The 22,853-nt window shown below is 40.7% G+C and carries 26 protein-coding genes, 1 tRNA gene and 1 riboswitch; of the genes, 18 read left to right on the top strand and 9 right to left on the bottom strand.

Annotated elements, in window-relative coordinates; genetic code table 11:
• The 4 genes from HT714_RS01310 to HT714_RS01295 all read right to left on the bottom strand — a co-directional run bounded on the left by HT714_RS01310 (window position 1) and on the right by HT714_RS01295 (window position 3,119).
• On the bottom strand, window positions 1-348 hold the full coding sequence (locus HT714_RS01310; protein ID WP_000863540.1) for a DUF1831 domain-containing protein: 348 nt from the start codon (window positions 346-348) through the stop codon (window positions 1-3).
• A 4-nt stretch (window positions 349-352) separates the two neighbouring features.
• Window positions 353-1,468 (bottom strand): cysteine desulfurase family protein, encoded by a 1,116-nt coding sequence (locus HT714_RS01305; RefSeq protein ID WP_173225875.1) that lies wholly within the window; start codon window positions 1,466-1,468, stop codon window positions 353-355.
• A gap of 9 nt (window positions 1,469-1,477) precedes the next feature.
• The gene (locus HT714_RS01300) at window positions 1,478-2,437 is read right to left on the bottom strand and encodes a ribose-phosphate diphosphokinase (RefSeq protein WP_049524085.1); all 960 of its coding nucleotides are present in this window, start codon (window positions 2,435-2,437) and stop codon (window positions 1,478-1,480) included.
• A gap of 112 nt (window positions 2,438-2,549) precedes the next feature.
• The gene (locus HT714_RS01295) at window positions 2,550-3,119 is read right to left on the bottom strand and encodes a CYTH domain-containing protein (RefSeq protein WP_173225877.1); all 570 of its coding nucleotides are present in this window, start codon (window positions 3,117-3,119) and stop codon (window positions 2,550-2,552) included.
• A 128-nt stretch (window positions 3,120-3,247) separates the two neighbouring features.
• Here HT714_RS01295 and HT714_RS01290 point away from each other — a divergent pair, with 128 nt between their 5' ends.
• From HT714_RS01290 to pta, 4 genes are read left to right on the top strand one after another with little or no spacing between them, the layout of a single operon-like run.
• Entirely contained in the window at window positions 3,248-3,919 is a 672-nt protein-coding gene (locus tag HT714_RS01290) for a GTP pyrophosphokinase family protein (protein ID WP_173225879.1), read from the top strand.
• Window positions 3,903-4,721 carry an NAD kinase gene (locus HT714_RS01285; protein WP_033677288.1) on the top strand — a complete coding sequence of 273 codons (819 nt, stop codon included), beginning with the start codon at window positions 3,903-3,905 and terminating at the stop codon, window positions 4,719-4,721. The genes HT714_RS01290 and HT714_RS01285 overlap by 17 nt, the downstream gene beginning before the upstream one ends.
• The gene (locus HT714_RS01280) at window positions 4,718-5,614 is read left to right on the top strand and encodes an RluA family pseudouridine synthase (protein ID WP_173225881.1); all 897 of its coding nucleotides are present in this window, start codon (window positions 4,718-4,720) and stop codon (window positions 5,612-5,614) included. Before HT714_RS01285 ends, HT714_RS01280 begins: the two co-directional genes overlap by 4 nt.
• A 43-nt stretch (window positions 5,615-5,657) precedes the next feature.
• Window positions 5,658-6,632, top strand: coding sequence for a phosphate acetyltransferase (pta, locus tag HT714_RS01275; protein WP_173225883.1), 975 nt, complete (start codon window positions 5,658-5,660; stop codon window positions 6,630-6,632).
• 137 nt (window positions 6,633-6,769) lie between these two features.
• On the opposite strand, the gene pepT is transcribed toward pta, so the two are convergent.
• Window positions 6,770-7,993 carry a peptidase T gene (pepT, locus tag HT714_RS01270; protein WP_173225884.1) on the bottom strand — a complete coding sequence of 408 codons (1,224 nt, stop codon included), beginning with the start codon at window positions 7,991-7,993 and terminating at the stop codon, window positions 6,770-6,772.
• A gap of 153 nt (window positions 7,994-8,146) precedes the next feature.
• On the opposite strand from pepT, the gene hemH reads away from it, so the two are divergent.
• Window positions 8,147-9,241, top strand: coding sequence for a ferrochelatase (gene hemH, locus HT714_RS01265; protein WP_173212363.1), 1,095 nt, complete (start codon window positions 8,147-8,149; stop codon window positions 9,239-9,241).
• A gap of 41 nt (window positions 9,242-9,282) precedes the next feature.
• On the opposite strand, the gene mscL is transcribed toward hemH, so the two are convergent.
• Together mscL and HT714_RS01255 are read right to left on the bottom strand one after the other, a co-directional pair.
• The gene (gene mscL / locus HT714_RS01260; RefSeq protein ID WP_000916792.1) at window positions 9,283-9,660 is read right to left on the bottom strand and encodes a large conductance mechanosensitive channel protein MscL; all 378 of its coding nucleotides are present in this window, start codon (window positions 9,658-9,660) and stop codon (window positions 9,283-9,285) included.
• Window positions 9,661-9,741: 81 nt separating this feature from the next.
• Window positions 9,742-10,173: a GtrA family protein gene (locus HT714_RS01255; protein ID WP_173225886.1), complete on the bottom strand. Its 432-nt coding sequence runs from the start codon at window positions 10,171-10,173 to the stop codon at window positions 9,742-9,744.
• Between the two features lie 28 nt (window positions 10,174-10,201).
• Window positions 10,202-10,298: riboswitch (PreQ1 riboswitch) on the top strand.
• Here HT714_RS01255 and HT714_RS01250 point away from each other — a divergent pair.
• The 4 genes from HT714_RS01250 (at window position 10,296) to dapA (ending at window position 13,399) form a co-directional block, all read left to right on the top strand.
• Window positions 10,296-10,805 carry a QueT transporter family protein gene (locus HT714_RS01250; protein ID WP_173225888.1) on the top strand — a complete coding sequence of 170 codons (510 nt, stop codon included), beginning with the start codon at window positions 10,296-10,298 and terminating at the stop codon, window positions 10,803-10,805. Its footprint overlaps the riboswitch before it by 3 nt.
• 99 nt (window positions 10,806-10,904) lie before the next feature.
• Window positions 10,905-10,977 (top strand) — tRNA-Thr (locus HT714_RS01245).
• 354 nt (window positions 10,978-11,331) lie between these two features.
• Entirely contained in the window at window positions 11,332-12,408 is a 1,077-nt protein-coding gene (locus HT714_RS01240; RefSeq protein ID WP_000542463.1) for an aspartate-semialdehyde dehydrogenase, read from the top strand.
• A gap of 55 nt (window positions 12,409-12,463) precedes the next feature.
• Entirely contained in the window at window positions 12,464-13,399 is a 936-nt protein-coding gene (gene dapA, locus HT714_RS01235; protein ID WP_173225890.1) for a 4-hydroxy-tetrahydrodipicolinate synthase, read from the top strand.
• 46 nt (window positions 13,400-13,445) lie between these two features.
• On the opposite strand, the gene mnmE is transcribed toward dapA, so the two are convergent.
• Both mnmE and HT714_RS01225 read right to left on the bottom strand, forming a co-directional pair.
• On the bottom strand, window positions 13,446-14,819 hold the full coding sequence (mnmE, locus tag HT714_RS01230) for a tRNA uridine-5-carboxymethylaminomethyl(34) synthesis GTPase MnmE (RefSeq protein ID WP_173225892.1): 1,374 nt from the start codon (window positions 14,817-14,819) through the stop codon (window positions 13,446-13,448).
• Between the two features lie 137 nt (window positions 14,820-14,956).
• Entirely contained in the window at window positions 14,957-15,139 is a 183-nt protein-coding gene (locus HT714_RS01225; protein WP_001117401.1) for a 4-oxalocrotonate tautomerase, read from the bottom strand.
• 122 nt (window positions 15,140-15,261) lie between these two features.
• On the opposite strand from HT714_RS01225, the gene HT714_RS01220 reads away from it, so the two are divergent.
• The 9 genes from HT714_RS01220 to HT714_RS01180 all read left to right on the top strand — a co-directional run bounded on the left by HT714_RS01220 (window position 15,262) and on the right by HT714_RS01180 (window position 22,746).
• Window positions 15,262-15,852: a thymidine kinase gene (locus tag HT714_RS01220; protein WP_173225894.1), complete on the top strand. Its 591-nt coding sequence runs from the start codon at window positions 15,262-15,264 to the stop codon at window positions 15,850-15,852.
• Window positions 15,849-16,928, top strand: coding sequence for a peptide chain release factor 1 (gene prfA / locus HT714_RS01215; RefSeq protein WP_173225896.1), 1,080 nt, complete (start codon window positions 15,849-15,851; stop codon window positions 16,926-16,928). Before HT714_RS01220 ends, prfA begins: the two co-directional genes overlap by 4 nt.
• Window positions 16,928-17,764, top strand: a complete 837-nt coding sequence (gene prmC / locus HT714_RS01210) for a peptide chain release factor N(5)-glutamine methyltransferase (RefSeq protein ID WP_173225898.1) — start codon at window positions 16,928-16,930, stop codon at window positions 17,762-17,764. Before prfA ends, prmC begins: the two co-directional genes overlap by 1 nt.
• Window positions 17,748-18,350 carry an L-threonylcarbamoyladenylate synthase gene (locus HT714_RS01205; protein WP_173225900.1) on the top strand — a complete coding sequence of 201 codons (603 nt, stop codon included), beginning with the start codon at window positions 17,748-17,750 and terminating at the stop codon, window positions 18,348-18,350. Before prmC ends, HT714_RS01205 begins: the two co-directional genes overlap by 17 nt.
• Window position 18,351: 1 nt before the next feature.
• Entirely contained in the window at window positions 18,352-18,783 is a 432-nt protein-coding gene (locus tag HT714_RS01200) for a GNAT family N-acetyltransferase (RefSeq protein WP_173225902.1), read from the top strand.
• A 62-nt stretch (window positions 18,784-18,845) separates the two neighbouring features.
• Entirely contained in the window at window positions 18,846-20,102 is a 1,257-nt protein-coding gene (glyA, locus tag HT714_RS01195; protein WP_173225903.1) for a serine hydroxymethyltransferase, read from the top strand.
• 7 nt (window positions 20,103-20,109) lie between these two features.
• Window positions 20,110-21,084: a nucleoid-associated protein gene (locus HT714_RS01190; protein ID WP_173225905.1), complete on the top strand. Its 975-nt coding sequence runs from the start codon at window positions 20,110-20,112 to the stop codon at window positions 21,082-21,084.
• Window positions 21,084-21,698, top strand: a complete 615-nt coding sequence (pmp23, locus tag HT714_RS01185) for a cell wall hydrolase Pmp23 (RefSeq protein WP_173251353.1) — start codon at window positions 21,084-21,086, stop codon at window positions 21,696-21,698. Before HT714_RS01190 ends, pmp23 begins: the two co-directional genes overlap by 1 nt.
• Window positions 21,699-21,771: 73 nt before the next feature.
• Window positions 21,772-22,746, top strand: coding sequence for a DUF1002 domain-containing protein (locus HT714_RS01180; RefSeq protein ID WP_001227769.1), 975 nt, complete (start codon window positions 21,772-21,774; stop codon window positions 22,744-22,746).
• Window positions 22,747-22,853 lie beyond the last annotated feature (107 nt).

The following is a 22,853-nucleotide window of genomic DNA, read 5'->3' as shown; positions in this document are numbered from 1 at the left end:
CTATCTTTCAGATTTTGTAAAGACACCACGTTCTACTAAGCTATCCATGAGGAAGTAGAATTTTTCCTGATGAATGTGGTGGTCTTCTGATTTGAAAATATCAACCAGACGAAGACCAAACTTGTCAGTGATATTGATTTTAGCCCCTGTAAGTTCCTTGTTAATGATGATTTTGAGTTGGAAGCCTTCACCACTGTTTGGCACTTTTTCCAAAAGGCGAGTCAGTTCATAGTTACCAACCTTAGTCTCAAAAAAGGTGTTATCTTTGAGGGTGAATTTTTTAACAGAAGGGCTAAGAGTGTAGTCGTAACGACAATTTTTTAACTGAATGGTTTTTTCAAATGCCATATGGCTAACCTCCGATAATTTCTTTTAAGGTTTTTGCGAGGGTTTGTAGGTCTTCAACAGTATTTTGTGGCGACAAACTGATGCGAACGGATTCCTTCAAGCGTTCTGAATTTGCTCCGTACATGGCTTCAAGAACATGGCTGGATTGGACAATGCCTGCCGTACAGGCTGAGCCAGTAGAGATTGAAATTCCAGCCAAATCTAGACGAAGGAGTAAGAGATCATTTTTCTGTCCAGGAAATCCAATATTGAGAACATAAGGGAGATGGTGTTCGCCTCTATTCAGGTAATATTGAATGTCCTCTAGCTCTGCCAGAAAGGCAGTTTCTAGATTTTGTACATGTTGGAAATGTTCTTCTTGTTTTTCTAGGTCTTCTTTTAGGGCTGCAACCATACCCACGATGGCAGCTAGATTTTCAGTTCCGGCTCGTTTTTTCTGTTCTTGGTCTCCGCCATGAAGATAGGAATCAAAGTCCATGCTAGATGCGTAGAGAAAACCGATTCCCTTAGGACCATGGAACTTGTGGGCAGAAGCAGTGAGAAAATCAATGCCCAATTCTTCTGGGTGTATAGGGATCTTACCAATAGCCTGAACAGCATCGACATGATAGGCGGCTGGGTGTTGCTTGAGTATTTGGCCAATTTCAGCAATGGGCAGTAGGTTTCCAGTTTCATTATTGGCGAACATGGTAGAAACCAAAATCGTATCATCACGTAAGGCCTTTTGAATTTGTTGGGCTGTGATTTCTTGATTTTCTGGTTGGATAATGGTTGCTTCAAAACCAAAGTGTTGAACCAAGTAATCAATGGTTTCAAGGACGGCATGGTGCTCAATGGCAGTTGTGATGATATGTTTTCCTTGTTCTTGATGACGAAGGCAGTAGCCAATGATGGCAGTATTGTTGCCTTCAGTCCCACCAGAAGTGAAAAAGATATGTTGAGGTTTTGTCCCCAGTAACTGAGCTAGTTCCTGACGGGCTTCTCGCAAGAGTTTACCAGCTTGACGACCATGACCATGAATACTAGAAGGATTTCCATAGGTTCCTTGCATAAGCTCGGTCATAGCTGAAATAGCAACTGCTGACATAGGAGTCGTCGCAGCATTGTCCAAATAAATCAAAGAATCACCTTATTTCTTTTTGTTGTAGGCAAAGAGTGGGCTGACTGGTTTTCTTTCGTGGATACGGACGATAGCATCACCAATTAACTCACTAGCAGTGATGTAGCATACATTTTTAGGAGTTTTTTCTTTTGTTGCTACTGAATCAGTCACAAGAATTTCTTTAATCTTAGTATTGTCAAGAAGTTCAGCAGCTCCCTCGACGAAGAGACCGTGGCTGGAAACAGCATAAATTTCTGTAGCCCCTTCACGTTCAACGATTTTAGCAGCTTCAGAGAAGGTGCGGCCTGTATTTAAAATATCGTCAATCAAGATAGCTTTTTTACCTTCAACATCACCGATGATATAACCTTCGTTGCGAGTTGCATCGTCTTGAGGGTAGTCGATAATGGCGATAGGAGCATCAAGATATTCAGCCAGGCTACGAGCACGTTTCACCCCTGAATTTTTAGGGCTAACGACAACAACATCTGAACCAAGTAGGCCCTTATCGCAGTAATGTTTTGCAAATAGGGGAACTGTGAAAAGATTATCGACTGGAATATCAAAGAAACCTTGAACCTGAACGGCATGCAAATCAAGAGTCAGGATACGATCAACCCCAGCCTTAACCAGCATATTGGCAACTAGTTTTGCTGTAAGTGGCTCACGAGGACAAGCAATGCGGTCTTGACGTGCATAGCCAAAATACGGAAGGACAACGTTGATACTGTGAGCACTTGCACGCACACAAGCATCAACCATGATTAACAATTCCATTAGGTGGTTGTTAACAGGAAAGCTTGTAGATTGGATGATGTAAACATCGTATCCACGAACACTCTCTTCGATATTAACTTGGATCTCTCCATCAGAAAATTGACGTGATGATAGTTTTCCAAGCGGTACACCAACAGCTTGTGCAATTTTCTGTGCAATCTCTTGGTTAGAGTTGAGTGCGAAAAGTTTCATATTTTTTCTATCTGACATTATAGACCGTCCTCTGTAAACTTTATAAATCCTAGTTATATCTGTCTTACCTATATGAACTGGGATTTGTGTATTTTTATCTTTTATATTTTACCAAAAAATGAAGATTATTTCAGCTATTTTTCATGCTTTTGACAAATCGAACTAATTTTGAAGGAGCTTTTTGATAAGCAATCTGATTTTCCTCTAAAAATTGCTGGAAATCTTGTTTGCCTTGCTCGTGATTTTCCACTTCAAGCTCCAATTCGTAATCTGTCATATCAAAGTATTGACTCTCATCTAGCGCCATGAGACCAATAGCTGTTTGCATTTCATAGCGAAGCGTTGTTAGACAACCAAGAACCTGCCACTTTTTACTTTGGATACCATGTTTCACCAATTCATCCACTACTAGCCCTTGAGGAAGTTCTTCCTTAGCCAGATAGTTTTCAGCATCTTTTAGTTGCAATTTTTGATTGTATTCCATGTTTCCGATACTTTGTGGGACTTTGAGTGTCAATTCTGCCCAGTCTTCAAAAGTTCGAATGCGCATAGCAACTTTCTTTTCTCGCAGTTCAAAATTAGGCGTGTCGATGTAGTAATTTTTTTGAAGAACAGGAGTGATACCAGTGAACTGCTCTTTTAGACGATCATATTCATCTTTTTTCAATAGTGTTTTCAATTCAATTTCTAAATGTTTCATTTTTCTTACCTTTTCTTTATCGTTGAAAGCGGATTTATGGTATAATAAGCATTGTATTTATTGTATATGAATCTGGAGAAAAAATCAAAGATATTTTTGAAGGATAATATGAGAACAAGGGAGAATATATGACCTTAGAATGGGAAGAATTTCTAGATCCTTACATTCAAGCTGTTGGTGAGTTAAAGATTAAACTACGTGGTATTCGGAAGCAATATCGCAAGCAAAATAAGCATTCTCCGATTGAGTTTGTGACTGGTCGAGTCAAGCCAATTGAAAGTATCAAGGAAAAAATGGCTCGACGTGGTATTACTTATGCGACCTTAGAACACGATTTACAGGATATTGCTGGTTTGCGTGTGATGGTCCAGTTTGTAGATGACGTCCAAGAAGTTGTGGCTATTTTGCGCAAGCGTCAGGATATGCGGATCGTACAAGAGCGAGATTACATTACTCATCGAAAGGCTTCAGGCTACCGTTCCTATCATGTGGTAGTAGAATATATGGTTGACACTATCAATGGTGCTAAGACCATATTGGCGGAAATTCAAATACGTACCTTGGCCATGAATTTCTGGGCAACGATAGAACATTCTCTCAACTACAAGTACCAAGGGGCTTTCCCAGAGGAAATTAAAAAGAGACTGGAAATTACTGCCAAAATTGCCCATCAGTTGGATGAAGAAATGGGTAAAATTCGTGATGATATCCAAGAAGCCCAGGCACTTTTTGATCCTTTGAGTAGAAAATTAAATGATGGTGTAGGAAACAGTGACGATACAGATGAAGAATACAGGTAAACGAATTGACCTGATAGCCAATAGAAAACCACAGAGTCAAAGGGTTTTGTATGAATTGCGAGATCGTTTGAAGAGAAATCAGTTTATACTCAATGATACCAATCCAGATATCGTTATTTCCATTGGTGGGGATGGCATGCTCTTGTCGGCCTTTCATAAGTACGAAAATCAGCTTGACAAGGTACGCTTTATCGGTGTTCACACTGGACATTTGGGCTTCTATACGGACTACCGTGATTTTGAGTTGGACAAGCTAGTGACTAATTTGCAGCTAGATACAGGAGCAAGAGTCTCTTACCCTGTTCTAAATGTGAAGGTCTTTCTTGGAAATGGTGAAGTGAAGATTTTTAGAGCACTAAATGAAGCTAGTATCCGAAGGTCGGATCGAACAATGGTAGCAGATATTGTCATCAATGGTGTTCCCTTTGAACGTTTTCGTGGAGACGGGCTAACAGTTTCGACACCGACTGGTAGTACAGCCTATAACAAGTCGCTCGGCGGAGCTGTTTTACACCCTACCATTGAAGCTCTGCAGTTGACAGAAATTGCCAGCCTTAACAATCGTGTTTATCGAACGCTGGGTTCATCTATTATTGTTCCTAAGAAGGATAAGATTGAACTCATTCCAACGAGAAACGATTACCATACCATTTCGGTTGACAATAGCGTTTATTCCTTCCGCAATATTGAGCGAATTGAGTATCAAATCGACCATCATAAGATTCACTTTGTCGCATCGCCGAGCCATACCAGTTTCTGGAATCGTGTTAAGGATGCTTTCATCGGCGAGGTGGACGAATGAGGTTTGAATTTATCGCAGATGAGCATGTCAAGGTTAAGACCTTCTTAAAAAAGCACGAGGTTTCTAAGGGGCTGCTGGCTAAGATTAAGTTTCGAGGCGGAGCTATTCTGGTCAATGACCAACCGCAAAATGCAACCTATCTATTGGATATTGGAGACCGAGTTACCATTGATATTCCCGCTGAGGAAGGTTTTGAAACTCTCGAAGCTATCGAGAGACCATTAGACATTCTCTATGAGGATGACCATTTTCTAGTCTTGAATAAACCCTATGGAGTGGCTTCTATTCCTAGTGTCAATCACTCCAATACCATTGCTAATTTTATCAAGGGTTACTATGTCAAGCAAAATTACGAAAATCAGCAGGTTCACATTGTAACTAGGCTTGATAGGGACACTTCTGGCTTGATGCTCTTTGCCAAGCACGGATATGCCCACGCACGATTAGACAAGCAGTTGCAGAAGAAGTCCATTGAAAAACGCTACTTTGCTTTGGTTAAGGGGGATGGACATTTGGAGTCGGAAGGAGAAATTATTGCTCCGATTGCGCGTGATGAAGACTCCATTATCACTAGACGAGTGGCTAAAGGTGGAAAGTATGCCCATACATCCTACAAGATTGTAGCTTCTTATGGAAGTATTCACTTGGTTGATATTCGCCTGCATACTGGTCGAACCCACCAAATTCGAGTCCACTTTTCTCATATTGGTTTTCCTTTGTTGGGAGATGATTTATACGGTGGTAGTCTGGACGACGGCATCCAACGTCAGGCCCTGCATTGCCATTACCTATCCTTTTATCATCCGTTTTTAGAGCAAGACTTGCAGTTAGAAAGTCCCTTGCCGGATGATTTCAGCAACCTTATTACCCAGTTATCAACTAATACTCTATAAAAACTGATTCAGAGTATAATTATTATCTTAAAGGAGAAAACTCATGGAAGTTTTTGAAAGTCTCAAATCCAACCTGGTTGGTAAAAATGCTCGTATCGTTCTCCCTGAAGGGGAAGAACCTCGTATTCTTCAAGCAACTAAACGCCTGGTAAAAGAAACAGAAGTGATTCCTGTTTTGCTTGGAAATCCTGAAAAAATTAAAATTTATCTTGAAATTGAAGGGATCATGGATGGTTATGAAGTCATTGACCCTCAACATTATCCTCAATTTGAAGAAATGGTTGCTGCCTTGGTAGAGCGTCGCAAGGGCAAAATATCTGAAGAAGATGCACGCAAGGTTTTGGTTGAAGATGTCAACTACTTTGGTGTTATGTTGGTTTACTTGGACTTGGTTGATGGAATGGTATCAGGTGCGATTCACTCAACAGCTTCAACAGTTCGCCCAGCCCTACAAATCATCAAAACTCGTCCAAATGTGACTCGTACTTCAGGAGCCTTCCTCATGGTTCGTGGTACGGAACGTTACCTATTTGGAGACTGTGCTATCAATATCAATCCAGATGCAGAAGCCTTGGCTGAAATTGCCATCAACTCAGCAATCACAGCTAAGATGTTTGGTATCGAGCCTAAAATTGCTATGCTAAGCTATTCTACTAAAGGTTCAGGGTTTGGTGAAAGCGTTGATAAGGTTGTGGAAGCTACTAAAATTGCTCACGACTTGCGTCCTGATCTTGAAATCGATGGTGAGTTGCAATTTGATGCGGCCTTTGTTCCAGAAACTGCAGCTTTGAAAGCTCCTGGAAGTACAGTAGCTGGTCAAGCAAATGTCTTCATCTTCCCAGGTATCGAGGCAGGAAATATCGGATACAAGATGGCAGAACGTCTTGGTGGTTTTGCGGCTGTTGGACCTGTTCTACAAGGTTTGAACAAGCCAGTTAACGACCTTTCTCGTGGATGTAATGCAGATGATGTTTATAAGTTGACCCTTATCACAGCAGCCCAAGCTGTTCATCAATAAAGAGAAGCGCCACTAAATAATTCGCATTTATAATCAAAAAACGCACAGTATCAGGAGCCGAAAATGATACTATGCGTTTTATTGTGTGAAGATTTACTTCATTTTCTCTTAAAATTGAGTTTTTGCCCAGCCCATTTTTAGTCTTTATAAGCTACGATACCAATGATGGTATCAACTGCACGTTCCATAGTCTGAAGGCTAACGTATTCAAAACGTCCGTGCATATTCTCGCCACCAGCAAAGATATTAGGGGTTGGGATTCCCATAAAGGAAATCTTAGAGCCGTCTGTCCCTCCACGGATTGGTTCGATTATAGGAGTGATCCCCAAATCTTCCATAACGGCTTTAGCAATGGTAATTGGAGTCATATCTTTTTCAATGACTTCTTTCATATTGTAGTACTGGTCTGTCAAGTTGAGAGTGACACGGTCGCTACCAAGTTCTTGATTCATCTTATCAGCGATAGACTGCATTGCTGCTTTACGAGCTTCAAAGGCATCTTTTTCAAAATCGCGAATGATGTAGCTTGCACGCGCCTCTTCGACACTACCTGTCACATCCATTAGATGGTAAAAACCTTGGTAACCATCCGTTAACTCAGGTCGGTCATTCTCTGGAAGTTGATTATGAAAATCAATTGCTAACTGAAGGGCGTTGACCATCTGACCTTTGGCAGTACCAGGGTGGACATTGCGTCCTTGGAAATGCAATTCAGCACCCGCTGCTGAAAAGGTCTCGTACTGAAGCTCACCTAATGGACCACCATCAACAGTGTAGGCAAAATCCACATCAAAATCTTCTGCATCAAATTTATTGGCACCAACACCGATTTCCTCATCTGGACCAAAACCAACACGAATCTCACAGTGCTTGATTTCAGGGTGGGCAGTCAGATATTCAATAGCAGTCATAATTTCAGCAATTCCTGACTTGTCATCAGCACCTAGTAAGGTTGTTCCATCGGTTGTGATGAGCGTTTGTCCTGGATATTTCTCAAGACTCTTAAAGTCAGCTGGATCGAGTTTGAAACCAGAATTCCCTAGTTCAATCACACCACCATCGTAGTTTTCAATTACCTGAGGATTAACTCCTTCGGCATTAAAATCAGCAGTATCCATGTGGGAGATGAAGCCAATTTTACGTGTTAAAGATGGATCATTGGCTGGCAAGGTACCAATCGCAAAACCATTTGGAAGGTAGTAGACGTTTTGCAGTCCAACACGTTTCATTTCAGGGATCAGGACATTGGTTGCGAAGTCAACCTGACTCTGTGTACTTGGAGTAGTAGTAGAGTGTTCATCAGAGCGTGTGTTGACCTTAACGTAGGTTAAGAAGCGGTCCAAGAGATTGGGGTAAGTCATAAAAAACTCCTTTTGAATTCATTTTTTCCATTGTATCATAGAAAGAAAAGAAAAACAAAAGACAGAAGTTCGGGAAATTCGCTATGTTGGCGTTTACTTATTAATGGATAAATGATAAAATAAACTTGATAAAAATATCACAAGGAAGCAGTTATGAAAAAAGCAATTTTAATGATGACATTCGGTTCGCCAGAAGAGATTACCTTTGAAGGTGTGGCTGATTTTTTCACAAATATTCGTCGCGGAGTGAGACCTCAAGACCACGAGATTCAAACTCTCTATGATAATTATGTACGAATTGGAGGCACGCCTCTGCAAAGAATTACCCGTGAAGAGGTTGCCTTGGTAGAAGCTAGACTGGGAAATGAATATAGTGTCTATTTTGCCAATAAATTTTCCAAACCCTTTATCCCAGATGTGATTGGTCAGATGGAAGCAGACGGCATTGAACAGTGTATTTGCTTGATTTTGGAGCCTCATTATTCTTTTTACTCTGTCATGGGCTATGAGAAATTTTTAGAAAGCAAGCAAATTCAATTTTTGGTCATTAAGGACTGGTATCAGGAAGAAGAGCTCTTAAACTATTGGGCAGATGAAATTGCTAAGATTTTAAAAGAAGAAGTAAAGCAGGATAGCTTTAAAGTCATCTTTTCAGCCCACAGTGTGCCCATTTTTGCCTTGGATTTTGGTGATCCCTATATCGATCAAATTTTTGAAAATAGCAAGTTAGTCGCTGAAAAACTAGGTTTGAGTTCCGAACAATATACCAACACTTGGCAGAGTGAAAGTGATATCGGTATTCCATGGATTAAGCCAGATGTTTTGGAGTATCTCAGAGAACAGACAGAACATCCAGACCATTATATTTTTGTTCCTATCAGCTTCATTAGTGAGCATATTGAGGTCTTGTTTGATAATGATGTGGAATGTTATGAGTTATGTCAGGAATTGGGTGTAAACTACCATCGTCCACCAATGCCAAATACGGATTCTCGCTTAATTGCTGCCTTGATTAATACAGTCAGAGCCAATGAACATCAAGAGTTTAAGGAATTTCTTCCAGAAGAAGAAACCTTTGATGAGTTAGTTCCTTCAGATGAGACGAAAAACATTTTGGCTGAATCTCAAGATTTACAAATGCCTGAATTTGTGAAAAAACTAATTGAGAAAAAAGGTCGGGAGAATGTCAAGATGCCTTATCTTATCAAGAAGATGCTAGAAAAAGCAGGCAAGTTACCCAAAGAGTAAAGAAAAAAGGATTTAGCTTTGTGCTAGATCCTTTTAAACGATTATTTTTTCTCAAGAAGAGCTTTGATTTCTTGAAGGACTTCCAATTCGGTTGGTTTTTTTTCGTCAGTTTTTTCTTCCTTTATGCCAGTCAGTTTCTGTGCTTTTTCAATACCCTTGATAATAAAGAAGAGGGCGGTACCCACAAAGATAAAATTGATAATAGCACTTAAAAAGTTACCATAGCCGACTCCATGCCAAGAAAGTTGAGCGATACGTTCGACTTTAGCAGCTTTCAAAGCTGGATTTAAAATAAGAGGAGTGATAATGTCGTTTACAAGTGAAGTAACGATAGCACCAAAAGCAGAGGCAATGACAACACCGACAGCAAGGTCAATAACATTTCCTCGAAGCAAGAATGATTTTAGATTTTTTAACATACTGTTTTCCTTTCAACGTTTCGTGTTTCATTGTATCCTAAATCATTATAGAAGGCAATTAAAAGGCTCATAAATGGAACATTATTTTCTAAAAATATAGACCTTGCTCAAGATATAATTGATGATAATAATGAGTATTTGTGCAATTATTGTTTCAATAGCATTTATCTTATCAATGTTTTCATTTACGAATTGCCCTATGATATGAGGGAATTGAGTCACAAACAGAAAAGTAAAGAGCAAATCTAACAGAAAAGTAGAAAGGCGGGCAAGAAAAAATTTCACTAAACGAATAAGTCGATTCTTCCTTGCTTGCTTAAATACAATCGTATCATTTGTGATAAAGGCAAAGAGGATACCAATAATATTTGCTAGAGCAGTAGCAAGGAGTTCCTGATGACTTAGTTGATAAATGACTAGTCGTGAGAGAATCGAAACTAGAGTTGTTGCAAGGCCAAAAAAGAGATAGGCTAAGATTTCATTGTTAAAAAATTTTTGAATAGGTTTTTTCATGCTTTAAGTATAGCATAAAGCAGGCTATTGTGCTATACTAGTAAGGTTGAATAAAGCAACCCTTGGTGCTTAGCTTCTTTCACCAAGCATATTACACGCGGATAACCGCCAAAGGAGAAAAAATGAAAAAATTAACTATTCGTGATGTTGCAGATATTGCAATCGTTGCTGCTATTTATGTCGTTTTGACTGTCACACCGCCCCTAAATGCCATCAGCTATGGTGCTTATCAGTTTCGTATTTCAGAAATGATGAACTTTATGGCTTTTTACAATCCCAAGTACATCATCGGAGTTACTATCGGTTGTATGATTGCTAATTTCTTTAGCTTCGGACTACTAGATGTCTTTGTTGGTGGCGGATCAACCTTGGTATTCCTCAGTCTAGGTGTTTGGCTTTTTGCAAAATACAGCAAAGATTACTTCTTTAATGGATTAATTCGAAAAGATCATTTCTTTTTTTCAATCCTCTTTTCAATTTCCATGTTTACTATCGCTGCAGAGTTAAATATTGTAGCAGAATTACCATTCTTCCTTACTTGGTTTACAACAGGGATCGGTGAATTTGCTTCATTGATTATTGGAGCGATTATTATTGGTAAAATTGGTCGTCGAATTGATTTAAGCAAATAGAATAGGACAAGCTAGGTAGCCTTTACCTGGCTTTTTCTTATGGAAAATTTCTAAGGAAACTTGACAAGCTTTTCTGATTATAGTATACTTTTCAAGTAAGCTGATTTAGCTCAGTTGGCAGAGCGCATCCATGGTAAGGATGAGGTCGCCGGTTCAATCCCGGCAATTAGCATGATAGAAACAAAATGACCTTGGGAGATCAAGGTTTTTCTTATCGACCTGTATAAATGAAGTTAAAGAGTTTCGTCTGTTGACAAAAGTGACTCTATCTAGTAGAATAGTAGATGCGATGAGTCGATAGGTAGTCTTCGGACTACTATTGAGCATAAGGAGGTCATAACGCAGGAGCGGACCTTGATGAGTTGTGTGAACCTGCTCATCACATGAAGATGCCTCTTAGTCCTTGGTCTAGCGACTGGGGATTTTTATTTTCCAAAAAATGATGAAAAAGCTTTGCAATTCATGGAAAAAGTAGTATAATACTTCTATTATAGAAATTTTTAGAAAATTCCGAAAGAGGTTATTTATGGGATATACAGTTGCTGTAGTCGGCGCGACAGGTGCTGTCGGTGCTCAGATGATAAAAATGTTGGAAGAATCAACACTTCCAATCGATAAAATTCGTTTACTTGCTTCTGCACGTTCAGCAGGCAAGACTTTAAAATTTAAAGACCAAGATATTACGATTGAAGAAACGACTGAAACAGCTTTTGAAGGAGTTGATATTGCTCTCTTTTCGGCAGGTGGTTCTACATCAGCTAAGTATGCACCATACGCAGTTAAAGCTGGAGCGGTAGTAGTAGATAATACATCTTACTTCCGTCAAAATCCAGATGTTCCTTTGGTTGTTCCAGAGGTCAATGCTCATGCACTTGATGCTCACAACGGGATCATTGCCTGCCCTAACTGTTCAACAATCCAAATGATGGTAGCTCTTGAGCCAGTTCGCCAAAAATGGGGCTTGGACCGTATCATTGTTTCAACCTACCAAGCAGTTTCAGGTGCTGGTATGGGAGCAATTCTTGAGACACAACGTGAACTTCGTGAAGTCTTGAATGATGGTGTAAACCCACGTGATTTGCATGCGGAAATCTTGCCTTCAGGTGGGGACAAGAAACACTATCCTATCGCCTTTAACGCTCTTCCACAAATTGATGTTTTCACTGACAATGATTACACTTACGAAGAGATGAAGATGACTAAGGAAACTAAGAAAATCATGGAAGATGATAGCATTGCAGTATCGGCAACATGTGTCCGTATTCCAGTCTTGTCAGCTCACTCTGAGTCTGTTTACATCGAAACAAAAGAAGTGGCTCCAATTGAAGAAGTAAAAGCAGCTATCGCAGCCTTCCCAGGTGCTGTTCTTGAAGATGATGTAGCTCATCAAATTTATCCTCAAGCTATCAATGCAGTGGGTTCACGTGATACCTTTGTTGGTCGTATCCGTAAAGACTTGGATGCTGAAAAAGGAATCCACATGTGGGTTGTTTCAGATAACCTTCTCAAAGGTGCTGCTTGGAACTCAGTTCAGATTGCAGAAACTCTTCACGAACGTGGCTTGGTTCGTCCAACTGCCGAATTGAAATTTGAATTAAAATAGTCATATCGTTTAGGAGTTCAGATGAACTCCTTCTTTGAAATAGAGAGGTGTTTTCATGTCTTATCAAGATTTAAAAGAGTGTAAAATCATCACTGCCTTTATTACTCCCTTCCACGAGGATGGTTCCATCAACTTTGATGCTATTCCAGCCTTGATTGAGCATTTGTTGGCTCATCATACAGACGGCATTCTTCTAGCTGGAACGACTGCTGAGAGTCCAACCTTGACTCACGATGAAGAGTTGGAGCTATTTGCGGCTGTACAAAAGATTGTCAATGGACGCGTTCCTTTGATTGCGGGTGTAGGTACTAATGATACGCGTGACTCTATTGAGTTTGTCAAAGAAGTAGCAGAATTTGGCGGCTTTGCTGCTGGACTTGCTATTGTTCCTTACTACAACAAACCTTCGCAAGAAGGAATGTATCAGCATTTTAAAGCCATTGCAGATGCTTCTGACTTACCAATTATTATCTATAACATTCCTGGGCGTGTGGTTGTCGAATTGACTCCAGAAACCATGCTTCGCTTGGCTGACCATCCAAATATTATCGGTGTCAAAGAATGTACTAGTTTAGCAAATATGGCTTACTTGATTGAGCACAAACCAGAAGAGTTCTTGGTCTATACTGGTGAGGATGGAGATGCTTTCCATGCCATGAACCTTGGTGCGGATGGGGTTATTTCTGTTGCCTCTCATACAAATGGGGATGAAATGCACGAGATGTTTACTGCTATTACAGAAAGCGATATGAAGAAGGCTGCAGCTATTCAACGTAAATTCATTCCTAAGGTCAATGCCCTCTTCTCTTATCCAAGTCCTGCTCCAGTTAAGGCAGTTTTGAACTACATGGGATTTGAAGCTGGACCAACTCGTCTACCTCTTGTTCCAGCACCAGAAGAAGATGCTAAACGCATTATCAAGGTTGTCGTAGATGGCGACTACGAAGCGACCAAGGCAACTGTAACAGGTGTCCTAAGACCAGATTACTAATAAAGACAATAAAATCCATGACCGAATGAAGGATCATGGATTTTTCTTATTTTCCTAAACAGAATTGGCTAAAAAGTTGGGTAATGAGTTCATCTGGTGCAGCATCCCCTGTGATTTCTCCGAGGATTTCCCAAGTACGAGTTAAGTCAACTTGAAGCAAGTCAACTGGCATACCTAGTTCCAGCCCTTCATTAACAGCCTGTAGGCTTTCAACGGCCTTCTCAATCAAGGAAATGTGACGGGCATTAGACAAGTAGGTAGCATCTTGCTCAACCAAACCAGCATTTTCAAAGAAGAGGTTGTTGATTCTCTCTTCAATCTTATCGATGTTTTGGTTTTTAAGGACTGAAATGCGAATGACATCTTCTGGAAGTTCAGAAGTTTCAATCGTTTCAGGCAGGTCGGTTTTATTAAGAAGAATAATGCGATTAGTCTCCTGACTGATTTCTAGGAGTTGGCGGTCTTGGGCGGTTAGTGGTTCACTGGCATTTAACACAAGTAGTACCAAGTCAGCTTCCTTAAGGGCTTTTTTCGAACGCTCAACACCGATTTGTTCAACCAGGTCATCTGTTTCACGAATTCCTGCAGTATCAATCAGTTTAAGGGGGACACCATTGATGTTGACGTATTCTTCGATGACATCTCGAGTAGTACCAGCAATGTCTGTAACGATAGCCTTGTCCTCACGCAAGAGGTTGTTGAGAAGGCTAGATTTCCCAACGTTGGGGCGTCCGATGATGGCAGTGGAAATTCCTTCACGAAGGATTTTACCGCGACGGGCTGTCCTAAGGAGATTGGTTAGCAATTGCTCAAACTCCTTAGTCTTCTCACGGACAACAGCAGTAGTGGCTTCCTCAACATCGTCATACTCAGGATAGTCTATATTAACCTCAACTTGGGCAAGTGTGTTGAGGATTTCTTGACGGGTATTGTTAATGAGGTCAGAAAGGGAACCGTCTAATTGCTTAACTGCAATGTTCATAGCCTTGTCTGTCTTAGCACGGATGATGTCCATCACAGCCTCAGCCTGTGTCAAATCCACACGACCGTTTAGAAAGGCGCGTTTAGTAAATTCACCAGGTTCTGCCAACCGAGCTCCTTCACGGATCGCTAGTTGGAGAATCTCATTGGTCACCGCAATCCCACCGTGGGTGTTAATCTCGATAATATCTTCACGAGTAAAGGTTTTTGGAGACTTCATGGCTCCCACCATGACCTCGTCCATGACTTTACCAGTCAGAGGATCAACAATGTGACCGTAGTTGAGAGTGTGGCTGGCAACCTGACTCAAGTCTTTTCCTTTAAAAATCTTTTGCGCAATAGCAAAACTTTCTGTTCCGCTCAGGCGGACAATACCAATAGCCCCTTCACCTAGGGGAGTAGAGATAGCAGCGATGGTATCAAATTCACGTGTAATCATAATGTTTCCTTTAATAAATAGCTCTTTTCTTGGAAATTTTTCCAAGTATCCTTTCAAATTGTAACAAATTTAGGCTATTTCTTCAATGGATGCTACTTGGAGATTGAAAAAGCCTAAGCAATTCTGCTTAAGCTAGCTTATTTGGTGCGCATTTCTCCTTGTGGGAAATAAGTTCCTTCTGGCATGTCGTTGATGATGACATGGACAGCAGATTGAGGTGCTCCAGTGTTACGGACAACCGCTTCCGTTACTTCCTTAGCAAGAGCCTTCTTTTGCTCGAGCGTGCGTCCTTCAAATAAATCGATGCGTACAAATGGCATAATAGCTTCCTCCACTAGTTTTTATTTCTTCTATTTTACCACATTTTGCCGTTTAAAGCTTAAGAAAATTATGATATACTAGAATGTAGCAAAAATTTAGAAATGGACGTGAAGCAAGAAACATGGCACAGTTGTATTATCGTTATGGGACCATGAACTCTGGTAAGACGATTGAGATTCTCAAGGTGGCCTATAACTATGAGGAGCAAGGAAAAGGTGTTGTGATTATGACCTCGGCTCTGGATACGCGTGACGGTGTTGGCTATGTGTCGAGTCGTATTGGCATGAAACGCCCTGCCATTGCAATTGAGGAGTCAACAGATATTTTTGGATTTATCCGAGATTTACCTGAGAAACCTTACTGTGTGTTGGTCGATGAGGCTCAGTTTCTCAAGCGTTACCATGTTTACGACCTAGCTCGTGTTGTTGATGAGTTAGATATACCTGTCATGACTTTTGGTTTGAAAAATGACTTTCGCAATGAACTGTTCGAAGGTTCCAAATATCTCTTGCTTTTAGCAGACAAGATTGACGAAATCAAGACCATCTGTCAGTATTGTAAGAAAAAGGCAACTATGGTTTTGCGTACACAGGATGGACTGCCAGTCTATGATGGTGAGCAGATTCAAATCGGTGGCAATGAAACCTATATCTCGGTTTGCCGTAAACATTATTTTGCGCCTGAAATCAATAAGGAGAATGAAGAAAAATGAACATCTATGATCAACTACAAGCTGTAGAAGACCGTTATGAAGAATTAGGAGAATTGCTGAGTGACCCGGATGTGGTCTCTGACACCAAACGTTTTATGGAGCTTTCAAAAGAAGAAGCTTCAACTCGTGATACAGTAACAGCCTACCGTGAGTACAAACAAGTCCTTCAAAACATCGTTGACGCTGAAGAAATGATTAAGGAATCAGGTGGAGATGCTGACTTGGAAGAAATGGCCAAGCAAGAACTCAAAGATGCCAAGGCTGAAAAAGAAGAATACGAAGAAAAACTGAAAATCTTGCTCCTTCCAAAGGATCCAAACGATGACAAAAATATCATCCTTGAAATCCGTGGAGCAGCTGGTGGAGACGAAGCGGCACTTTTCGCTGGAGACCTTCTAACTATGTATCAAAAGTATGCGGAAGCCCAAGGTTGGCGCTTTGAAGTCATGGAATCCTCTATGAATGGTGTCGGTGGTTTTAAAGAAGTCGTTGCCATGGTTTCAGGTCAATCTGTATACTCTAAACTCAAGTATGAATCGGGTGCCCACCGTGTACAGCGTGTCCCTGTGACAGAAAGCCAAGGCCGTGTTCATACTTCGACAGCGACAGTTCTTGTTATGCCTGAAGTAGAAGAAGTTGAATACGATATTGATCCAAAAGACCTTCGTGTCGACATCTATCACGCCTCTGGTGCTGGTGGACAGAACGTCAACAAGGTTGCGACTGCGGTTCGTATCGTTCACTTGCCAACCAATATCAAGGTTGAGATGCAGGAAGAACGTACCCAGCAGAAAAACCGTGAGAAAGCCATGAAAATCATCCGTGCGCGTGTTGCTGACCACTTTGCACAAATTGCTCAGGATGAACAAGACGCTGAGCGTAAGTCAACAATCGGTACTGGGGACCGTTCAGAACGAATCCGTACTTATAATTTCCCACAAAACCGTGTCACAGACCACCGTATCGGCTTGACCCTCCAAAAACTAGATACCATTTTGTCTGGTAAGTTGGATGAAGTTGTGGATGCCTTGGTGCTCTATGACCAAACGCAAAAATTAGAAGAATTAAACAAATAATGAAATTAGCTCAATTATTTTCAGATTTTGAAGAAGAGTTGATAAGAAAAGGAGAGGAAGCAGAAAGCCTCTCTTTTGTCTATCGTAGTCTGAAAGACCTCACGTTTACAGACTTTGTTTTTGCCCTCCAGCAGGAAGTGACGGAAGAGGAAGAAGTATTTGTAAAAGAAATTTTCCAACAGTTAGCAGCTCATAAACCAGCACAGTATATCATCGGACAGGCAGATTTTTATGGAATGCAGTTAAAAGTGGATGAGCGGGTTTTGATTCCTCGTCCAGAGACAGAGGAGTTGGTTGAGCTTATCCTGGCTGAAAATCCTGAGACGAATCTTTCAGTTCTGGATATTGGAACAGGTAGTGGATCTATTGCTCTCGCTCTAGCAAAAAACAGACCAGATTGGTCAGTGACAGCAGCAGATATTTCCCAAGATGCTTTAGATTTAGCTAAGGAAAATGCTAAAAATCAAAATCTTCAAATATTTTTAAAAAAATCTGACTGTTTTACAGAAATTTCTGAAAAATATGATATAATTGTTTCCAATCCACCCTATATCTCTCGTGAAGATGAGTCAGAGGTCGGCTTGAATGTTTTGCATTCGGAGCCTCATCTAGCTCTCTTTGCAGACGAGAATGGCTTAGCTATTTACCGTAGAATTGCGGAAGATGCAACAGACTATCTCAAAGATGGTGGTAAGATTTACCTTGAAATTGGATACAAGCAAGGTCAAAGTGTTCCTAAACTTTTTAGGAAATACCTTCCTGAAAAAAGAGTACGAACGCTCAAGGACCAGTTTGGTCAAGATAGGATGGTTGTAATTGATGATGGACAGGATTAGACAAGAGTTGGAAAATGGTGGAGCGGTCGTTCTACCTACTGAGACAGTTTACGGTCTCTTTGCCAAGGCTCTAGACGAAAAAGCAGTTAATCATGTATACCAGATTAAACGTCGTCCCAGAGACAAGGCACTCAATCTCAATATTGCCTCTTTAGAGGATATCTTGCGTTTTTCAAAGAATCAGCCAACTTATCTTCAAAAACTTGTAGAGACCTTTTTACCAGGTCCCTTGACCATTATTCTCGAAGCTAATGACAGAGTCCCCTATTGGGTCAATTCTGGCCTTGAAACTGTTGGATTTCGAATGCCGAGTCATCCCATTACCCTTGATTTGATTCGAGAGATAGGTCCCTTGATTGGGCCGTCTGCCAATATTTCAGGTCAGGCAAGTGGAGTGACCTTTAATCAAATTCTAGAGGATTTTGACCAAGAGGTTCTGGGTCTGGAAGACGATGCTTTTCTAACTGGACAGGATTCAACGATTTTGGATTTGTCGGGAGACAAGGTGAAAATCTTACGCCAAGGGGCCATTAAGCGAGAAGATATTCTTGCTCGGTTGCCAGAGATTTCTTTTGAGGAGGCATGAAATGCTAAGAAATTTAAGAGAAACTGATGTGAAAACAATATGTGAGATCAACCAAGATGCTTTGGGCTATTCTTTTAGTCCAGAGGAAACGGCTAATCAACTAGCTAGACTGTCTCAAGATGAACATCATTTCCTACTTGGCTATGAGGATGCAGCTAGTCATGTCTTACTTGGTTATGTCCACGCTGAGGTTTACGAATCCCTTTATTCCAAAGCAGGATTCAATATCTTAGCTTTAGCAGTTTCACCTCAAGCACAAGGGCAAGGTATTGGTAAAAGCTTACTGCAAGGGTTGGATCAAGAAGCAAAAAGACGTGGTTATGGGTTTATCCGCTTAAACTCTGCCGATCATCGTCTGGGTGCTCATGCATTTTATGAAAAAGTTGGTTATACTTGTGATAAAATGCAGAAACGGTTTATTCGCATCTTTTAGTTTAATTTTCTAATAAGAAAATTAAACTAATGGACTAGTCACACAATAAAAGGAGAAGACCTATGATTTTTGACAAAGATGATTTTAAAGCATACGATGCTGATCTCTGGAATGCTATTGCTAAAGAAGAAGAACGCCAACAAAACAACATTGAGTTGATTGCTTCGGAAAACGTAGTTTCCAAGGCTGTTATGGCAGCTCAAGGGTCTATCTTGACAAACAAATATGCCGAGGGTTACCCAGGACACCGTTATTATGGTGGAACGGATGTAGTAGATGTGGTAGAATCTCTAGCCATTGAACGCGCAAAAGAAATTTTCGGCGCTAAATTCGCTAATGTCCAACCTCACTCAGGCAGCCAAGCCAACTGTGCGTCTTACATGGCCTTAATTGAGCCAGGTGATACCGTTATGGGGATGGATTTAGCAGCAGGTGGACACTTGACCCACGGAGCTCCTGTTAGCTTTTCTGGTCAAACCTACAACTTTGTTTCTTATAGTGTGGATCCTGAAACGGAACTTTTGGATTTTGATGCTATCTTGAAACAAGCCCAAGAAGTAAAACCAAAATTGATTGTAGCAGGTGCTTCAGCCTATTCTCAAATTATCGACTTTTCAAAATTCCGTGAAATTGCAGATGCCGTTGGTGCTAAGCTCATGGTAGATATGGCTCATATCGCTGGTTTGGTTGCGGCTGGTCTACATCCTAGCCCAGTGCCATACGCTCACATCACGACAACAACGACTCACAAAACCCTTCGTGGACCTCGTGGTGGTTTGATTTTGACTAATGACGAAGAACTTGCTAAGAAAATCAATTCAGCTATTTTCCCTGGTATTCAGGGTGGTCCTTTGGAGCATGTTGTGGCAGCTAAAGCTGTTTCTTTCAAAGAAGTTTTGGATCCAGCCTTCAAGGAATATGCTGCCAATGTTATCAAGAACAGCAAGGCTATGGCAGATGTCTTCTTGCAAGATTCTGATTTCCGTATCATTTCTGGTGGAACTGAAAACCACCTCTTCCTAGTGGATGTTACTAAGGTTGTAGAAAACGGAAAAGTTGCTCAAAACTTGCTGGATGAAGTCAATATTACCCTAAATAAAAACTCAATTCCTTACGAAACCTTGTCACCATTCAAGACAAGTGGGATTCGTATCGGAGCAGCAGCTATTACTGCACGTGGATTTGGTGAAGAAGAAAGTCGCAAAGTGGCTGAACTCATCATTAAAACCCTTAAAAATGCAGAAAATGAAGCTGTCTTAGAAGAAGTGAGAAGTGCAGTTAAAGAATTAACAGATGCCTTCCCATTATACGAGGACTAAAACTTTTATGGACATTTATATTAAGAAAGCTATTATTCACCAGTTCAGTCCGGATGATACCGAGCTGTTCCTAGCGGATAAGTTTCTCAATATTACTCCAAAAATCGAAGAATACTTGCGTAAAAAAATTGAACGTGTGTATTCAGATGAAGCCAAGACTGGGATTTTCGAGCAAGAAAATCCCTTCTTCAATCATATCACAGACGATTTGTTGGAGACATCAGTAACACTGGCTAATCTCTGGAAAGAAGAGTTCAGTATTTCTGAAAACCTCAAGACCAATGACTTGATTTTTGTGCAATTTTCTAAAGAAGGCGTGGAACATTTTGCTTTCTTGAGAATTGCCCTGCGTGAGACCTTGACTCACCTCGGAGGAGAAGTTGATAATCCAATCAAGCTGACTCAGAATAACCTGCCTGGATTTGGAACAGGGGCTGATGAAGCCTTGGTGGTTAATCTTCAAAGTCGCAAGTACCATCTGATTGAAAAACGAATCAAGTACAACGGGGCTTTTTTGAACTATTTTTCAGAAAATCTTCTTGCCGTCGCCCCTAAGATTTCACCCAAGAAATCCATCAAGGAACTGGAAAAAACAGCCCAGAGAATTGCTGAGACATTTAATACAGATGACTTTCAATTTCAATCTAAGGTCAAATCAGCGATTTTCAACAACCTAGAAGAAAACAATGAATTGTCACCTGAAAAATTGGCCAACGACCTTTTTGACAACAATCTGACAGCTCGATTAAGCTTTATTGACCAAGTCAAAGAAGCAGTACCAGAGCCAGTTCAGTTTGATGAAATTGATGCCAGTCGTCAGCTTAAAAAATTTGAAAACCAAAAACTCTCCTTGTCAAATGGAATTGAGCTCATCGTTCCCAATAACGTCTATCAAGACGCCGAGTCTGTTGAGTTTATCCAAAATGACAATGGAACCTACTCTATCTTAATCAAAAATATCGAGGATATCCAAAGTAAATAATGTTTAAACGAATTCGAAGAGTGCTTGTACTAGCAGTCTTCCTTTTTGCTGGCTATAAAGCTTACCGTGTTCACCAAGATGTCAAGCAGGTCCTGACCTATCAACCCATGGTGCGAGAAATTTTGAGTGAAAAAGACACTCCAGCAAACGAAGAGCTTGTGCTCGCTATGATTTATACCGAAACAAAAGGAAAAGAAGGCGATGTTATGCAATCTAGTGAGTCTGCCAGTGGTTCCACCAACACCATCAATGATAATGCCTCTAGCATTCGGCAAGGCGTTCAAACTCTGACAGACAATCTCTATCTGGCCCAGAAAAAGGATGTAGATGTCTGGACGGCTGTTCAAGCCTATAATTTTGGACCTGCCTATATCGATTTTATCGCCCAAAATGGCAAGGAAAATACCTTGGCTCTGGCCAAACAGTACTCTCGTGAGACTGTTGCCCCCTTGCTTGGTAATACCACTGGAAAGACTTATAGTTATATTCACCCCATTTCCATTTTTCATGGTGCCGAACTCTATGTAAATGGAGGAAACTATTACTATTCTAGACAGGTGCAACTCAACCTTTACATCATCAAATGTTTCACTCTCTTTTCGACATCTGGCTAGCCCAGGTGTTTTTGTTATAAGTTTTCTTTAAGATAGATATATTACTCTAGAAAGGTAAAGGAGGGAATTCCCTATGAGAAAGAAACTCTTTCTGACCAGTGCTGCGGTCTTGTGGGCAGTAACAGCTATGAATAGTGTCCATGCAGCAACAGATGTGCAAAAAGTCATCGATGAAACCTATGTCCAACCTGAATATGTCCTAGGTTCATCCCTATCTGAAGACCAAAAAAATCAAACCCTTAAAAAACTGGGCTACAATGCCTCAACAGATACCAAAGAACTCAAGACTATGACACCTGATGTCTATTCTAAAATCATGAATGTGGCCAATGACTCTAGTTTACAGTTGTATTCATCAGCCAAGATTCAAAAACTAGGTGACAAGTCGCCACTTGAGGTCAAGATTGAAACACCAGAAAACATCACTAAGGTGACGCAGGATATGTACCGCAATGCGGCCGTAACTTTGGGTGTGGAACACGCCAAAATCACTGTAGCCGCCCCCATTCCAGTTACAGGTGAGAGTGCTTTAGCAGGGATATACTATTCTCTAGAAGCTAATGGAGCCAAGGTGCCACAAGCCAACAAAGATTTGGCTCAAGAAGAGCTAAAGGCTTTGTCAGATATCAATGCTGAAAACAAGGACAAATCAGGCTATGATGCTAATAAATTAAACGTTGCCCTAGCCGATATCAAGTCAGGACTTGCCAAAGCTAAAGAAAGCAAGGGAAATCTGACAGAGGAAGATGTCCGTAAAATCGTTGAAGATACCTTAAAAAATTACAAACTTGATCAGGTTATAACAGGAAACCAGATCAATATCATCATCAATTTTGCTTTAAATCTCTCAAAAAGTGATATCCTCAGCAATGCAGACTTCACTAAAACCTTGAATGACCTGAAACAAAGTATTGTTTCACAAGCTGGCGACAGTTTTAAAAATATCAACCTTAACTTTGATGCTGATAAGGCGCTAGAGGACGGCGGGAACTTTTTAAGCTCCCTCTGGCAAGCCATTGTCAACTTCTTCAAGAGTTTTGGTTCTTAATACTCTTCGAAAATCAAATTCAAACCACGTCAACGTCGCCTTGCCGTACTCAAGTACAGCCTGTGGCTAGTTTCCTAGTTTGCTCTTTGATTTTCATTGAGTATAAG

It is taken from the genome of Streptococcus sp. 3705 (assembly GCF_013277145.1).
Lineage (GTDB): Bacteria > Bacillota > Bacilli > Lactobacillales > Streptococcaceae > Streptococcus.
This window is presented reverse-complemented; position numbering and strand designations above follow the sequence as displayed.

Excerpts from the sequence above, each read along its gene's own strand:
- HT714_RS01310 (WP_000863540.1), bottom strand. The coding sequence starts at position 348 with ATGGCATTTGAAAAAACCATTCAGTTAAAAAATTGTCGTTACGACTAC.
- HT714_RS01300 (WP_049524085.1), bottom strand. The coding sequence starts at position 2,437 with ATGTCAGATAGAAAAAATATGAAACTTTTCGCACTCAACTCTAACCAA.
- HT714_RS01295 (WP_173225877.1), bottom strand. The coding sequence starts at position 3,119 with ATGAAACATTTAGAAATTGAATTGAAAACACTATTGAAAAAAGATGAA.
- HT714_RS01290 (WP_173225879.1), top strand. The coding sequence starts at position 3,248 with ATGACCTTAGAATGGGAAGAATTTCTAGATCCTTACATTCAAGCTGTT.
- HT714_RS01285 (WP_033677288.1), top strand. The coding sequence starts at position 3,903 with ATGAAGAATACAGGTAAACGAATTGACCTGATAGCCAATAGAAAACCA.
- HT714_RS01280 (WP_173225881.1), top strand. The coding sequence starts at position 4,718 with ATGAGGTTTGAATTTATCGCAGATGAGCATGTCAAGGTTAAGACCTTC.
- pta (WP_173225883.1), top strand. The coding sequence starts at position 5,658 with ATGGAAGTTTTTGAAAGTCTCAAATCCAACCTGGTTGGTAAAAATGCT.
- pepT (WP_173225884.1), bottom strand. The coding sequence starts at position 7,993 with ATGACTTACCCCAATCTCTTGGACCGCTTCTTAACCTACGTTAAGGTC.
- hemH (WP_173212363.1), top strand. The coding sequence starts at position 8,147 with ATGAAAAAAGCAATTTTAATGATGACATTCGGTTCGCCAGAAGAGATT.
- mscL (WP_000916792.1), bottom strand. The coding sequence starts at position 9,660 with ATGTTAAAAAATCTAAAATCATTCTTGCTTCGAGGAAATGTTATTGAC.
- HT714_RS01255 (WP_173225886.1), bottom strand. The coding sequence starts at position 10,173 with ATGAAAAAACCTATTCAAAAATTTTTTAACAATGAAATCTTAGCCTAT.
- HT714_RS01250 (WP_173225888.1), top strand. The coding sequence starts at position 10,296 with ATGAAAAAATTAACTATTCGTGATGTTGCAGATATTGCAATCGTTGCT.
- HT714_RS01240 (WP_000542463.1), top strand. The coding sequence starts at position 11,332 with ATGGGATATACAGTTGCTGTAGTCGGCGCGACAGGTGCTGTCGGTGCT.
- dapA (WP_173225890.1), top strand. The coding sequence starts at position 12,464 with ATGTCTTATCAAGATTTAAAAGAGTGTAAAATCATCACTGCCTTTATT.
- mnmE (WP_173225892.1), bottom strand. The coding sequence starts at position 14,819 with ATGATTACACGTGAATTTGATACCATCGCTGCTATCTCTACTCCCCTA.
- HT714_RS01225 (WP_001117401.1), bottom strand. The coding sequence starts at position 15,139 with ATGCCATTTGTACGCATCGATTTATTTGAAGGACGCACGCTCGAGCAA.
- HT714_RS01220 (WP_173225894.1), top strand. The coding sequence starts at position 15,262 with ATGGCACAGTTGTATTATCGTTATGGGACCATGAACTCTGGTAAGACG.
- prfA (WP_173225896.1), top strand. The coding sequence starts at position 15,849 with ATGAACATCTATGATCAACTACAAGCTGTAGAAGACCGTTATGAAGAA.
- prmC (WP_173225898.1), top strand. The coding sequence starts at position 16,928 with ATGAAATTAGCTCAATTATTTTCAGATTTTGAAGAAGAGTTGATAAGA.
- HT714_RS01205 (WP_173225900.1), top strand. The coding sequence starts at position 17,748 with ATGATGGACAGGATTAGACAAGAGTTGGAAAATGGTGGAGCGGTCGTT.
- HT714_RS01200 (WP_173225902.1), top strand. The coding sequence starts at position 18,352 with ATGCTAAGAAATTTAAGAGAAACTGATGTGAAAACAATATGTGAGATC.
- glyA (WP_173225903.1), top strand. The coding sequence starts at position 18,846 with ATGATTTTTGACAAAGATGATTTTAAAGCATACGATGCTGATCTCTGG.
- HT714_RS01190 (WP_173225905.1), top strand. The coding sequence starts at position 20,110 with ATGGACATTTATATTAAGAAAGCTATTATTCACCAGTTCAGTCCGGAT.
- pmp23 (WP_173251353.1), top strand. The coding sequence starts at position 21,084 with ATGTTTAAACGAATTCGAAGAGTGCTTGTACTAGCAGTCTTCCTTTTT.
- HT714_RS01180 (WP_001227769.1), top strand. The coding sequence starts at position 21,772 with ATGAGAAAGAAACTCTTTCTGACCAGTGCTGCGGTCTTGTGGGCAGTA.